At 39.8% G+C, this 14,696-nt stretch carries 13 protein-coding genes; 11 read left to right on the top strand and 2 right to left on the bottom strand.

The features are described from left to right. The first annotated feature begins 13 nt into the window (after positions 1-13). The 8 genes from F9802_RS06390 (at position 14) to F9802_RS06360 (ending at position 6,592) form a co-directional block, all read left to right on the top strand. Entirely contained in the window at positions 14-640 is a 627-nt protein-coding gene (locus F9802_RS06390; protein ID WP_318636106.1) for a sugar transferase, read from the top strand. Continuing rightward, the gene (locus tag F9802_RS06385) at positions 615-1,241 is read left to right on the top strand and encodes an acetyltransferase (protein WP_152150339.1); all 627 of its coding nucleotides are present in this window, start codon (positions 615-617) and stop codon (positions 1,239-1,241) included. The genes F9802_RS06390 and F9802_RS06385 overlap by 26 nt, the downstream gene beginning before the upstream one ends. Positions 1,242-1,777: 536 nt before the next feature. After that, positions 1,778-2,224 carry a hypothetical protein gene (locus F9802_RS06380; protein ID WP_152150338.1) on the top strand — a complete coding sequence of 149 codons (447 nt, stop codon included), beginning with the start codon at positions 1,778-1,780 and terminating at the stop codon, positions 2,222-2,224. Between the two features lie 447 nt (positions 2,225-2,671). Continuing rightward, positions 2,672-3,835: a DegT/DnrJ/EryC1/StrS family aminotransferase gene (locus F9802_RS06375; RefSeq protein WP_152150337.1), complete on the top strand. Its 1,164-nt coding sequence runs from the start codon at positions 2,672-2,674 to the stop codon at positions 3,833-3,835. Between the two features lie 161 nt (positions 3,836-3,996). Next, positions 3,997-4,800 carry a hypothetical protein gene (locus tag F9802_RS06370; RefSeq protein ID WP_152150336.1) on the top strand — a complete coding sequence of 268 codons (804 nt, stop codon included), beginning with the start codon at positions 3,997-3,999 and terminating at the stop codon, positions 4,798-4,800. A gap of 149 nt (positions 4,801-4,949) precedes the next feature. Next, positions 4,950-5,408: a VanZ family protein gene (locus F9802_RS06365; RefSeq protein ID WP_152150335.1), complete on the top strand. Its 459-nt coding sequence runs from the start codon at positions 4,950-4,952 to the stop codon at positions 5,406-5,408. Further along, positions 5,401-5,544, top strand: a complete 144-nt coding sequence (locus F9802_RS19545; protein WP_191991782.1) for a hypothetical protein — start codon at positions 5,401-5,403, stop codon at positions 5,542-5,544. Before F9802_RS06365 ends, F9802_RS19545 begins: the two co-directional genes overlap by 8 nt. Before the next feature lie 52 nt (positions 5,545-5,596). Beyond that, a complete protein-coding gene (locus F9802_RS06360) occupies positions 5,597-6,592 on the top strand; it encodes a D-cysteate sulfo-lyase (RefSeq protein ID WP_152150334.1) in 996 nt (331 codons plus the stop codon). A gap of 448 nt (positions 6,593-7,040) precedes the next feature. Here F9802_RS06360 and F9802_RS06355 read toward each other — a convergent pair whose 3' ends face one another. After that, a complete protein-coding gene (locus F9802_RS06355) occupies positions 7,041-8,270 on the bottom strand; it encodes a MerR family transcriptional regulator (RefSeq protein WP_152150333.1) in 1,230 nt (409 codons plus the stop codon). Between the two features lie 146 nt (positions 8,271-8,416). Between F9802_RS06355 and F9802_RS06350 the strand changes: the two genes are divergently transcribed. The 3 genes from F9802_RS06350 to F9802_RS06340 all read left to right on the top strand — a co-directional run bounded on the left by F9802_RS06350 (position 8,417) and on the right by F9802_RS06340 (position 12,240). Continuing rightward, positions 8,417-9,685, top strand: a complete 1,269-nt coding sequence (locus F9802_RS06350) for an NAD(P)/FAD-dependent oxidoreductase (protein ID WP_191991781.1) — start codon at positions 8,417-8,419, stop codon at positions 9,683-9,685. 282 nt (positions 9,686-9,967) lie between these two features. Continuing rightward, positions 9,968-11,557 carry a sodium:solute symporter family protein gene (locus F9802_RS06345; RefSeq protein ID WP_152150331.1) on the top strand — a complete coding sequence of 530 codons (1,590 nt, stop codon included), beginning with the start codon at positions 9,968-9,970 and terminating at the stop codon, positions 11,555-11,557. A gap of 239 nt (positions 11,558-11,796) precedes the next feature. Then, positions 11,797-12,240, top strand: coding sequence for a VanZ family protein (locus F9802_RS06340; protein ID WP_152150330.1), 444 nt, complete (start codon positions 11,797-11,799; stop codon positions 12,238-12,240). Positions 12,241-12,451: 211 nt separating this feature from the next. On the opposite strand, the gene F9802_RS06335 is transcribed toward F9802_RS06340, so the two are convergent. After that, positions 12,452-14,200, bottom strand: coding sequence for an amidohydrolase (locus F9802_RS06335; RefSeq protein WP_152150329.1), 1,749 nt, complete (start codon positions 14,198-14,200; stop codon positions 12,452-12,454). Positions 14,201-14,696: the final 496 nt, after the last annotated feature.

Below are 14,696 nucleotides of genomic sequence, written 5' to 3'. Positions count from 1 at the left end.
GAAGGTGTTTAATATAAAGAGGTTTTTTGATTTTATCTGTTCTCTTATAGGTTTAATGGCTCTATCACCTGTCATTTTAATTACTGTTCTATTGATCCGCTTAAAACTTGGTTCTCCTATCGTGTTTAAACAACAGCGCCCAGGCTTGCACGGCAAGCCTTTTTTTGTTTATAAATTTAGGACGATGACGGATGAACGTGATAAGAATGGGGATCTAATGCCCGACCATATTCGATTGACTCCATTTGGCCAGTTGCTTCGGAAGCTAAGTCTCGACGAGCTACCTCAGTTATTTAATGTATTAAAGGGCGATATTAGTTTAGTTGGTCCCCGGCCGCTGCTGATGGAGTATCTAGATTTGTATACACGAGAGCAAGCTCGCCGGCATGAGGTGCGTCCTGGCATTACCGGTTGGGCCCAGGTGAATGGCCGTAATGCGATTTCGTGGGAAGATAAGTTTAAGTTGGATGTATGGTATGTTGACAACCGCTCTTTTTGGCTGGATATAAAGATATTGTTTTTAACAGTATTAAAGGTGTTTAAGTCAGAGGGTATTAGCCAGACCGGTCACGTAACAATAGAGAAGTTTAAAGGTTCGAAAGGCGTGGAGAGAAATGAAGCCAATTGCAGTCATCGGTGAAGGTGGGCATAGTAAAGTTGTCCAAGATACGATTCAGGCAATGGGAGAATATCAATTAATTGCTTTGCTGGATGATAAATATACGGAACCCAGTAAAGAAGGCAAAGTAATTTTAGCACCGGTTTCTTATGCATTTGAACTTATGCAAATAGAAACAAAAGTACAACTTGTCATTGCTATTGGCAACAACCGAGTTAGGAAGCAAATAGCAGAACGATTAGCTGCTCAGAATGCCCGATTTGCTGTGCTTATCCATCCTACTGCTGTGCTTAGCCCTTCTGCTGTTATAAAAGAGGGTACGGTTGTGATGCCGAATACCGTTATTAATGCTGATGCCGAAATTGGCCGCCATGTCATTATCAATACTTCTGCTGTTATTGAACATGACAATTTTGTGGGAGACTATGCTCATGTGTCGCCTGGAGCGATTTTAACAGGCAATGTGACAGTAGGGGAAGGTACGCAAATCGGAGCTGGCGCGACCGTCATACCAGGGAATCGGATTGGCCAATGGTCAATGATTGGGGCAGGGTCAACTGTTATTACTAATATTGCTGATGAAGTAACGGCTGTTGGTGCACCGGCTCGGGTTATTGGTTAATCCGCTTTAATAAATGAAACGATGGTTTGTCCAGTTGAAAAATCCTTTACAAAGATTAATTGATATTACCGTAAGTAAACTTACTTAAAATAATATTCTTGCTGATCCCACATATACTTTACTAGGCGGAATTGCTAGTTTAAGTGAGGTGGGCAATACAATGATATCGGTGCTATTATTTATTCTAGTCTCACTAATATTATTTTATCTTGTAAATAAGCTGCTAGATGTTCTTCTAAAGGTTTATTTTTTTTCGTAGATAGATTCAAGTCGACTATATATAGCCAATATTGTTGAATAAATATTTAAAAGATGGCACATCTTGTTTTTGGAAATTTTATTTTTAAAAGCTTGGTTTTTGAATGTTTTTATCTTTACAAGAATTGCAAGCTCTTATCATAAAATGATTTACTATGAAACGACAGAATTATTCGCACACCTTGGAAGAACTTTCATAGCACCTTTTTCTGTTTTGTGCCTTTTTTCTGTTAACTAATAGCGAGGCTGTTGCTATATTAAGAGAGAGGCACCCTCAATTGCCAAGTGGTACATCACTGCTTGAAGAAGTAATTAAGAAAAAGAAATGGTTTTGGATAAAAGTAAAAAAGATTTTCAGTCAAATAATATCTCTTTACACCCTACTCTTTGTATTATTGATTTGGATAATGATTATCTTCATTTTATCAATTGAATATGATAGCTTTTATTTTTATCATTTTATGGGTTTTCCTATTATTCTAGTGATTTGGGTATATCTAAAATACTTGAATGAAGAAGCGCTTCAGGTAAGAAGAATAATCGTTTATTCACTTCTATTGTGCCTAACAGTAGTGATACAGTACGATGAATTTAATGTTGCTATGTTTGAGGAATATAACCTTTCAACCATTTTAAAAACTTTATACTTTTTAACTTTAGTGACTTTTTTATCCGCAGACCGGTTATTAAAAGAATTAAGAGGTTTTTTGCTTGATAAAGGATAGAGGAATTGGGTTCGGTCTCTCATTTGTTTGTATATCTAGTAGCCCTCTGATTGAGTAAGAAAACTTTTTTGATGGTATTATAGTAAATAAAACTCCTCAAGGAGGATGCGAAAAGCTTGGGAAGGCGTATAAAGCATCTCAAAGTGTCTTTTGATTCTACTCAAGAAAAAGAAAAATTCCTTCAATGGGCTGCTACGCCTGCTAAAGCGGGCAATAGGGCTGGCTGAAGAGGATGAACAGCTGCTTCAGGAAAAGCGCTAGTGATATCTGTCGCTCGTTTGTGAATTATTAAAGAACGGCTTTCAAAAGTTATATGAATTATTTAGTTAGAGCCCGCATTTTATTGGATGCCCGGCATGCTGTCGGGTTTTTTCTTTTAGCTTTGCTAATGTCTAGCAGAGTTTAATTACTTCTAAAATCTAGTGTGATGAGAAAAGAGGGACTGTTATGTCTGACCAACCAAGGATTTTCCTTTCCTCCCCCCATATGAGCGGGAGGGAACAGAAGTATATAAATGATGCATTTGAAACGAATTGGATTGCACCGCTTGGCCCGAATGTGGATGGATTTGAGAAGGAACTGGCATCATATGTTGGCGTGAAAGATGCAGCGGCAGTGAGTTCCGGGACGGCAGCAATTCATCTAGCTCTACGGTTGCTTGATGTGCAGGCGGGAGACCGGGTGTTTTGTTCGTCACTGACTTTTGTTGCGACTGCTAATCCGATTTTGTATCAAGGTGCGGAGCCGGTGTTTATTGATTCGGAGCCGGAGACGTGGAATATGTCACCCGACGCATTGGAGGGGGCATTTGTAGATTCAGAGCAGGAAGGCCGGCTGCCGAAAGCGGTGATTGTTGTTAATTTATACGGCCAAAGTGCAAAGATGGACGAGCTGATGGCGATTTGTGATCGTTACGGTGTGCCGGTGATTGAAGATGCAGCGGAGTCGCTTGGAGCAGAGTATAAAGGCAAAAAGAGTGGTACGTTCGGTAAGTTTGGTGTTTATTCTTTTAATGGTAATAAGATTATAACAACGTCCGGAGGCGGCATGCTTGTTTCGAATGAAGAGACTGCATTGCGCAAGGCACGGTTTTTAGCGACACAGGCACGTGATCCGGCGCCTCATTACCAGCATAGTGAAGAAGGATATAACTACCGGATGAGCAATATTTTAGCCGGTGTCGGCCGGGCGCAGTTGGAAGTGTTAGATGAGCGTGTAGCCGCAAGACGAGCGATTTTTGATCGCTATGTGGAAGCGCTTGGCGGGATTGAAGGTTTGGAGTTTATGCCGGAGCTTGAAGGTACTTTACATAACCGCTGGTTGACAACGCTGACGATTGATCAGGGAAAATTGGGGTTATCGCCGATGGACCTGATTGATGCATTAGAAGAAGAAAATATTGAAGCACGCCCGGTATGGAAGCCACTCCATCTGCAGCCGCTTTTTGAAGGGGTGAAGTATTATCCTCATGATACAGATAGAAGCGTCTCAGATGAACTATTTGAAAACGGAATCTGTCTGCCATCTGGATCAAACATGACAGCAGAGCAGCAGGAGCGCGTGATTGCTAAAATAATAAATGTGGTAAATAGTAAAGCAGGTATACGTTAACAAATTACTTTTTTAACCGGGGACTGACTCTATATGACGGGTCAGTCCCCTTTTTTGCTTTAGTACGGTGATTGATGAAAATATTTGAGGGTTTTTAATTTACTTCATTTTACAGACGGAAATGTAGTTTTTCGTTAATAAACAAAGAAAAGGGAAACAACATGAGAAGATTGCGTCATTTTTTTGTTATCGGCATTAGTTTATTCGTTTTAGTTGGGTGCGGTTTTGATGGTAGTAAAGTTCATGAAGTGGCGGAGGATTTAATTTCAGATAAAGAAATAGGCAAATACGTTGATGAACTAACCTTTTTCGATACTGAAAAAGGCCAAGAGAAGAGCGTTATTTATAACTTGGAATTGGATGCGAATGATGAGTTTGATACACTTTCTCAAGAAGAAAAGGCAAATTTCTTTAGCTATGTGAACGAGTTGCTTTGGCAAAAAAGCGGTGGTTCTACGGTTGATTGTGATGAGGACTATGAATGTACAGTCGATTCTATTGTGATTAAAACATTGGATCATACGTATACAGTGTCATATCTTCCAACGAGCAATCATCAAATGACTGCTTACAAAGAAGATGGAGAATATGTTTTCTTAAAGCGGGCTGACGTTTTAAATGAAACAATCACGACGGAAGTAGTTGAACAAGAGGAACCTAGCGAAACAGCTGAGGAATTACCTGTAGAAGAGGTAGTGGTTGAAGATACGAATGTTTATCCAGACACGAACCTGTCAACGGCAGATGGTGATGACTGGATGCAGTTAACTTCTTCGCAAAAGACAGCAATGATAGAGGAAGCCATTCATAATCTAGAGAGTAATGGAGGGATCGTTTTAGAAGGATCAGATTGGTTTATTGATGCTCTTGATGCCTTTTATGGTGATGAAATCACTAACTCAACATTGGTTACAGAGATTTTTGCTATGGCCGGAGTTGGAGGAGGAGTGATTATTAATGATTAAAGATATGAATGGGTTGGGGACGAGCTAATAGTAAAAGGTCAGAATTATATAGTTAATACTTTTCGCTTTTTGTTTTATTCCACCGGGGACTGCCTGCAGGTCAGCCCCCCTTTTTTTACATGAAAAATATATAGATTAGAGGATTTAATATGAAAAAGAACCCTTTTTTAGTTAGTGTACTGATCATCTGGTGCTTCCTCATTTTTGCGTTTACTGCCTCCCCGTCTTCTTCTGGCTCCCACACGTTAAGTACCTTTCAGCAGTTGTTCGGTTTAGATGATGAACAAGCGAAAGTGGTTAATTTCCTCGTCCGTAAGGCTACTCATGTGGTGGTGTTTGGTTTCCTTGCCCTTTTATTTACGTTTGTGCTTCGGAAAAAGAGGTTTCTTTTTGCCTGGACGCTGACAACGGTGTATGCAGCGACGGATGAATTTCACCAATCATTCGTTCCAGGACGAACGGCTTCGATTGCTGATGTTTTATTAGATTCAGTTGGTGCGGCTCTTGCTTTGTTTGTATGGAGTCGGGTTGTTAGCGAGAAAAAACAAGATATTAATCAATCGATTACAGATGATTCTATAAATAGGAGAGGGAAAAGCAGTGAGTGAACAGGAGAAAAAGGAGTTATTTAAACAAATACTCGCGTTTGGGTATAAGCGCGGAAATGAAATAAGTGTTTCTGCGGAGGAACTTGTGCGAGAGCTGTCCGAGAGGCTTCAGTTGATCGTTCAAGAGCGGAATTAATTTACATTTACATGTGACTAGTTTTAAATGGGAGTACAGGAGGAGATATACTATGAATTTATCGCAGTTTCCTAGACAGAGATACACACCGTCATATACGCCTATCGAGAAATTGTCTCATTTCTCTGAAGTTCTTGGCGGCCCTTCTATTTATCTTAAACGAGATGATTTGCTTGGGCTGACGGCTGGTGGAAATAAAACAAGAAAATTAGAATTTCTTGTGGCTGATGCGCTGGAAAAAGGAGCGGATACGTTAATTACGTGTGGAGGCATTCAATCGAATCATTGCCGTTTAACATTAGCCGCTGCCGTTAAAGAGAAAATGAAGTGTATTCTTGTGTTGGAAGAGGGACTTTCAAAAAGCTCTGAGCCAGATTTTAACGGTAACTATTTTCTGTATCATTTACTGGGCGCTGAAAATATTAAGGTGGTGCCTAATGGAACGGACTTGATGAAAGAAATGCAGAAAGTAGCTAAAGAGGTAACGGAGGAAGGACATCAACCTTATATCATTCCGATGGGTGGGTCCAATGTCATTGGTGCCACGGGGTATGTTGCTTGCGCCCAGGAAATTTTGGCTCAGTCATTTGATCAAGGAATCAATGTGAACGCTGTTGTTTGTGTAAGCGGCAGTGGAGGAATGCATGCAGGTTTAGTGGCCGGGTTTTATGGAAGTCAAAGTAACATACCGGTCATTGGCATAAACGTAAGCAGAGGAAAAGTTGAACAAGAAGAGAAAGTTTTTCAGCTTGTGAAAGACACTTCAGCACACATTGGCCTTCCAAATTCGATCCCCCGTGAGGCCGTTACGTGTTTTGATGAGTATGTCGGACCGGGCTATGCGTTGCCTACGCCTGAAATGGTGGAAGCTGTCCAGCTCTTGGCAAGAACAGAAGGGATTTTACTCGATCCGGTATATACGGGTAAAGCAGCAGCCGGACTCATTGATTTAATACGAAAAGGTCACTTTAAGCAGGATGATAACATTTTATTTGTACACTCCGGCGGTGCCCCTGCGTTATATGCTAATACTTCTCTGTTTTGTTAAGGGCATCGGGTATCAGGCACCATCCAGGGAATTAAAAATAGATCTTTAAAATAACTTTTGAAGGCTTCGTAGAAAGAAATTCTGCGAGGCTTTCATTTTTGTATTTTCAGAGGAATCATCAAATAGGAATACGCTAGAATGAAAGGCAGCTGAATATTATGAGGGTGGTTGCCGGGCTTCTTTCCGCTCTAGCGTAACTTGAGATTTAAATCCTGACGTATATCGTTTATAGTTCATAAATCTACCTTAATATTTCCTCATTTGGTGTCTAGTTTTAGGGCCATTATAATTCATTATGGCAAAGATAGATATGGAACGATATTAAAGAGAATTTAAAAGGAATAACAGATGAAAAGCCGCAGAAAACTTTATTACGGTTTTTATCATATAGACAACTAATAAACGTACTGAAGGGTTTAAACGATAGTCGGGTATGCTCGACTGTTGTTTACTTTGTGGCTAAATAGGAAAAAAAGTACGCCTCTTCCCCAGGAACATGATATTTAATATAGCCTCCGAGGTTCGTTGTGGAGCCAATGTCCTCTTTTTCAATGACTTTATAATCCCCAATCTTTAAATTTTCCTCAATAAAATATGAATGAAGATTAGAAGGATAAGAGTTTGGATAAAAATTTTTCATATTTATTAAAGACTTCGTGTTTTTTTTATAATAAAAGCTTGATCCAATAATTTTACTGTCTTTATGGAGATAGGGATAAAGAAATTCCATCGGAAGAGAACAGTTAAATAAGGAATATTCATTAAAAGAATAACTGTCAATGACAAAATCAATGTTCCCATGCTTAAATGGAAGATCTAGACCGCTGTTTAGTAAATAAAGAATTTTTAAATTGGGATTTATCTTTTCTATTTTCATTTTAAGAATCTTTAACATTGGCAAAGTACTTCCGCAAAAAATATAGAATGCATCCTCGTTAAGCTCGGAAATGTATTTATTTAAAAAGACATAAGTATCAATGTGTGTTTCCATCACTACTTTGTGGGCCAAATCTTGAGATAAAAGGTGTTCTTTCAGTCGAAGGCTGCACTTTTCACTCAAGCTGATAAAACTGGATTGAATAATTTTTAACATTTCTATGTCATATATATAGTGGGGGTTAACGGATCTTTTATTTAAATGTTCTGTTAGGACAATTCCTTCATGGATCTTTGCTGTATAACCACATGAACAAAATAACTCTCCCATATAAATTTGCTGTATTCTTGTACTAGTATTTTTCAAATCTAAAGAGACTTGACATCTAGGGCAATACAATAGAGGTAAAAAATCAAATGGAAGTCCCTTACTCTCAGCTTCTATAGGATGCAAACGGTTCAGCTCTTGCATTTTAAGTTCTATGTCCTGAATGGAGTTAGCCATATCTTTTACATTATGAGTTAATTCCTCTTTCTTTTCTTTTAACATTTGTATTAAAAATGTTAGATCCTCTTTGTTAGCCAGCAATGTTACCCTTTTAAAAGAAAGAAATTTGTTAATTTCCTGAAGGGAAAAGCGATATTTCTTTAGTTCGGTAACTAATTTCATATCTTCTTCACAAGTTTTATCAAAGTAATAATAGTGCTTTTTCTTTTTCGGAATGAGTAAACCGAGCTCCATGTAATAACGAATAGTATCTGTTTTTACATTGTACTTTTGAGCAAACTTGCCTATTAACATGTAGTTTCCCCTCCTCTTGCAATCTATTATAAATTAACCATGGAGTATGCTCAATGGTTGAAAGAATTTTCCGTTAATTTGTTTGTTGCAGTGTAGTATCCCCCACTGATTAAAATAATGATACATCTTGAAAGGAGTGGCGAATATTGAAAACGGATACATTATGGGAGGCAACGACGAAGTATAAGCGAACATATCCATTTTTAAGCGATCACGTAACTGCGGACGTTGTGATTATCGGTGGTGGTTTTACTGGTATCGCTGCATCTTATTATCTTCAAAAGCAAGGAGTTCGTACTGTTGTTTTAGAGCAACATACCATTGGCTGGGGAGCTAGTGGGCGTAACGGCGGGATGATGAACACGGGGTATAAACTTTCCGCTAGTGCACTTATCAATAGGTGGGGAGTAGATGAGGCGAAAAGACTGGATCAATATGCATTAGATAGCATTCAAGCGGTTGAACGAATTGCGAGCGAGCACCAAATTGATTGTTCTATCAGGAAGTCTGGTCATGTTGCTTTATCTAAAAATAAAAAAAAGGCAAAGGATTTTGAGCGTGAACGAGAACTAATCCTTAAGCATTTTAATAGAGAAGTTGAAGTATTAACGGACGATGCTTTACAACAAGAAGTAAATTCCGATTTTTATCAAGTTGGTTTTCTTGACCCAAAAAGTTACGGCTTTCATCCGCTTAATTATGTCCGCGGACTGGCGGAAGTAACAGCGGATCTTGGAGCTGAAATATATGAACAAACAAAAGCTATGGATATTAAAAAATCTGGACAATTCTTTATCGTATCTTCCGAAAAGGGAAAGGTGACAGCAAAAGAACTTATTTTTGCGACCGACGGTTATTCAAATAAAATTGAGCCAGAGCTGCACAAAGGGGTTCTTCCTATCTCTAGTTTTCTTGTTGCAACAGAAAAGTTAGATGAACAGCTGCTATCTACGTTAATACCGAATAATCGGATGCTTTTTGATACGATTAACCTTACCAATTATTTTCGGCAGACACCTGATTCTAGAATCATATTCGGAGGATCGGGAATTGGTTATCCGGCAAAGAAAAAATATTTTAACGAGTTATATAGTAAGCTAACCACTGTTTTCCCCGAGCTTTCAGGTGTTTCTATTGATTATCAGTGGGGAGGATTAATAGGAGCGACGATCGATAAGTTTCCGGTAATAGGGAGAACAACTCAAGGAGCTTATTACTCCGTAGGTTACACCGGACACGGGGCATCTCAATCAACGCTTCACGGACAGCTATTGGCACAATGCATCTTACGGGAAGAAAGGATAAATAAAACCTTTGAGAATACTCCGTTGAAAAGTATTCCTTTATATAATCAAAAGAAGTTTCTTGTCAGCTCTGCCAACCTATACTTCAGACTTTTAGATAAATTAAATTAACAGCTAGTTTACTTCCTACGTCTGAACTATTCAGAATATTGTTGAAATAAAATCGATGATGGATTATAAATGATATCGAATACAAAATATTCATCATAAATCGCCCTTTTCTATAACGGAGGGAGATTTATCTTACTGGACTAATTAGCGCAGGGAGGGAAGTTAACGGTGGGAGAACTAATTTTTGCACTTTCTTATGGGGGTATAATGATTGCAACTGGTTTTGTTACGGAGGTCTTTATGAGGAGAGTTTATAAATAATGTGATTTGGAGGGGTTCTAGATGATCTACACGATTGGAGCATTAGTGTCTTTTGTTTTTTATAGTCTAGTCGGTCTTTTCATTTCTAAAAAAGTAAAAAACTTAGAAGATTATTATGTATCAGGAAGAAATGCCTCGACATTATTGATTGTTGGTTCTTTAGTTGCCTCCTATTTAAGTACAGTCGCTTTTATGGGAGATGCGGGGTTCTCCTATGATGGATATGCCATTCCTCTGTTGATTATGTCCATTTTCGTATTACCGGGATACATTATAGGCGTTCTGTTTTTTGGGAGATACTTAAGAAGAAGTAAAGCATTAACACTTCCAGAGTACTTTGGAGAGAGATTTAATTCCCAAAAAGTAAGAATAGTGGCAGCGCTTACGCTAGTTATAGGAATCACGGCGTATTTAGTGGCTGTTACACAAGGCGCAGGATTGTTATTTTCAGAAATTACTGGCATTAACTACACATTGTCTTTAGTACTCATTACAGCGATCTATACTATTATTACCTTCTCATCAGGTGCCAAGGGTGTTTTAGTTACAGATACGATTATGTTTTTAGTTTTCACAATAGCTACGTTTTTATCCATTCCCTACATTTTAAATGCTGCTGGAGGTTTACCGGAAGCGTTGGTTAAAACGGCTAATTTGGAAGCAAAGCCTAATATGCTAAGCTGGCATGGTATTACAGGAGAAGGAGCTTATATGGGTTCTTCTACAGACATTCTGCTTTATGTGATCATCATCGGCATTGTATGGGGGTTTGTCATTGCTGTAAGCCCATGGCAAACTAGCAGATATTTAATGGCTAAAAATGAACATGTGGCCATTCGTTCCTCTATTATTGCTACTATCATCTTAGCTTTCATTTATTTATTTTTGCATATTACTATGTTGACAGTAAATAGTATCAACCCATCGATAGAGCCATCAGAGCGGGTGTTTATCTGGTCCGTGATGAATCTCGTTCCAACATGGATTGGGGTTATCGCCATCAGTGGTATTTTGGCAGCTGCGTTGTCTTCAAGTTCTACGTTTCTTCAATTGATCGGAAACAGCATTTCGAAAGACTTATTAAAAAATACGTCTATGTCCGATAAACAATTATTGAGAACGAGCCGAATCGTCATCATTTTGGTAAGTGTTATCAGTTTAATCATAACGATTTATCAGCCGCCGGCAATTTTTTGGATTTCCGTATTTGCCGCTACTCTTTTTGCTGCTTCGTGGGGGCCTGTTGCCTTCGCAAGTGTGCTATCAAATAAAGTGACAAAAGCAGGTGCTTTTTGGAGTATCACAGCCGGATTTGTTGGAGTAGTAGTTACAGAAATTGCGAGGTTTTTTGAAATCATCACTCTTCCGATTTATCTGAATTCCGCCGTGTTTGGAGGCATCTGTTCTTTAGGTGCTTTAATCATCGGCTCCAAGCTGACTTCCCCAACAAAAGAAGAAATTGAATACCATAGACAATTAATGATACTACCTGAGGATGAGTACGATAAAAAGGCCATCAAACAAACAAAAAGATATCCTAAGATTTTAATTGGATCTGGTGTTTTGGTTATTCTTATAACTTTTATATTTTATTATATACCCGTAATATAATGAATAAGAATGTCTTGGGAGCTAGGCGCCGCTTAGCGGTGCCTGTCACTCCCCGATATTTGTGGAACGAATGTTCTCTTGGGAAAGAGGAATCTGTTGAGGAAAATCCGAGAAGTGGGGTGCCAGTCAACATTCCGTTCAATAGACAACTTTTATATTTTTTTAACCGGGAACTGACTCACTACGACGAGCCAGTCTTTTTTTTCGTATGAAGAATATGTATAGTTAGAGGTTTTACTATGAAAAAGAGCTTCTTCCTAGTTGTTGTACCGATTGTATGGTGTTCCCTCATCTTCTCGTTTACCGCCTCGCCATTTCTCTCAGGTTCCACTACGTTCAGCCTCTTCCAGCAATGGTTCGGTTTAGATGATGAACAAGCGAAAATGGTTAATTTCCTCATCCGTAAGGCTACTCATGTGATGATGTTTGGTTTCCTTGCTATTTTATTTACTTTTGTGTTTCGGAAGAAAAGGTTTTTCTTTGCTTGGCTGCTGACGACTGTGTATGCAGTGACAGATGGATTTTACCAGTCATTTGTTCCAGGACGAACGGCTTCTATAGCGGATGTTTTATTAGATTCAGTTGGTGCGGCACTTGCTTTGTTTGTTTTTGGGAAGAAAAACCATTTTAATAAATCGGTTGATTATGATTCTGTGAATGGGAGAGGGAAAAGTAGTGAGTGAACAGGAGAAAAGGGAGTTATATAAACAAATAATAGCCTTTGGGTATGAACGCGGGAGTGAAGTGAGTGTTGCTGCTGAGGAACTTGTTCAAGAGCTATCGGAGAGGCTTCAGTTGATTGTTCAAGAGCGGAGGTGAAGAACGAACATTAGGTGCCTAATAACTTCATTTCCCCAACAGAGAAAACCACCTCTGTTGGGGAACAAGTTTCATTTATTTCTTATATACCGTATCTCCGTTGATGATGGTCTCAAGTATGTTAATGTCCTTTATTTTCATAGGATCAACGGTTAACGGGTTTTCTTCTAAAATAACGAAGTCTGCGTATTTTCCTTGTTCAATGGATCCTTTAATGTTTTCCTCGAAGTTTTGCCATGCGGCGTCAATTGTTACTGCGCGAAGGGCTTCCATCCGCGTGACCCGCTGTTCTGGTCCGATTACCTCGCCGCTTCTTGCTGTTCGGTTGACAGCCGACCAGACTCCTTGTAATGGACTCATCGGAGTAACTGGTGTATCTAGGTGAATACTGAATCGGATCCCGCGTTTAACGGCCGAGTTGAGTGGACTCATACGAGCCGCTCTTTCAGGTCCCATAAACGTTTCCCAGTGTTGATCTCCCCAAAAGAATGTATGCGAGACATAGAAAGAAGGTGTGATCCCTAATTCTTTCATTTCGTCAAGCTGGTCTTCTCTAGCCATTTGAGCGTGCTCAATGCGGTGACGAGCATCTTTCCGTGGGAATGCCTCTTGCGCTTTGCGGAAAGCGTAAAGAATGTCATCAATGGCTGCGTCTCCGTTCCCATGAATGGCCACTTGATATCCATTTTTGTGCAGTTCTGTGACGCGCTCGGCTAATTTTTCACGGCTTTGAAGCGGATGTCCCCGGTAGTCTGGGTCGTCTCCCGGCGGCACGTGGTATGGTTTACTTAAATAGCCGGTGTATCCTTGGATGGACCCATCTTGCCACATCTTAACGGCACCAAGCTTCAGCATGTCATTTCCAAATCCAGTGATAAAGCCGCCCACTTCCCCCGGAGAGGCAGACACATCACCAAGACCTCCTCCAGTGCCCATTGTTGTAATTCTAAGCGGCAAAATTCCTTGCTTGGAGTATTTCTGCAGGTTGATCAAGCTTTCTTTACTTCCTGAGGCGATGATAGATGTCGTCACCCCAGCTGCGGTATATTGCTTAACGGCTTCTTTCACCGCTTCTACATTTTGTTCGAATGAAGCGGGTGGGACGTGCTTGCTGACTAATGTCATCGCACCTTCTTCCAACACGCCTGTCGGCTCTCCTGTTTCACGATCTTTCCAAATCGTACCGCCATCTGGGTTGGGGGTATCTTTCGTAATTCCTGCTAGCTTAAGTGCCGCACTGTTAGCTACAGCAAGATGCCCAGAGGTATGCGTAAGAAAGATTGGGTGTTTAGTCGACACTTGATCAAGGTCATCACGGGTTGGATGACGTTTTTCCTTTATAAGCGTTTGATCATAGCCTCGACCGAGTATCCATTCGCCTTCTGTTGTTTTCTGTGAACGTTCGGTCAACACATCGATAATGTCTTGGATTTTTTCAATTGATCCAACCGGCGGGCTGTTTAAATCAACATAAACTGCCCCGACTAGACCGGAACTTGGAAAGTGGCTGTGCGCATCAATTAATCCCGGCAGCATAACTTTCCCCTTCAAATCAACCGTTTTAGTAGAACGCCCGGCCAATTGACGGATGTCCTTGCTCTTCCCGACGGCTATGATTTTGCCTTCTTTCACAGCTACGGCTTCAGCAGAAGAAGAATCCGCATCCATTGTAATAATTTTTCCGTTTACATAAACAGTATCAGGTGCAAGAGGATCAAGCTTCTTAGGAAGGGTCCCAGAAGACGAAAATCCCATACACAAGGCTATGACTAAAGCGAGTATAAGTATTTTTTTTGTACTTAAATGAATCTTTTTCAACATCATTCTCCTATCGTAGATTAGTAGTTAGACAGATTCACGGTATAATTCTGCTTTGTGCCTGCAACTCATTTTTTCATTTATCGCCTCCAATACACTCCATGTTTGACAGGGTGGATAAACTCTCTATGGACAGACTTGTTGTAATCTACGCTTTCTAAGGAGCCCTTTTTCCCGCTTCGAACCTCCAATGCAGGCAAGAGCATGTCCAGGTGTATGACAAGCATCAAGTACCCTATAGCACTACTTATATAATGGCTCTTAAATTTAACAAAGTAAATAATGCAATAATCATAATATTCTGACATCGTAATTGGGTCTTGTTGTCTATTTCAAAGAGGGGAACGTTCATGTATTTTACGAAAGATGTCTTATTGCCGCTAGAAGGTTACGAACCTCAAGAGGGCTGGGGCAATATTCACTTTGTCGAAAGTGCCTTTGGAACATACAGGGAAAGAGTTCCTTGGTGTCGGGCAGCGCCTGTTTACATATGTTTAGTCAT

Source organism: Bacillus aerolatus, from assembly GCF_009183655.1.
Taxonomy (GTDB): Bacteria; Bacillota; Bacilli; order Bacillales; family Domibacillaceae; genus Pseudobacillus; species Pseudobacillus aerolatus.
Note: the sequence above shows the minus strand (reverse complement) of the source record. Positions and strands in the feature narration are given on the sequence as shown.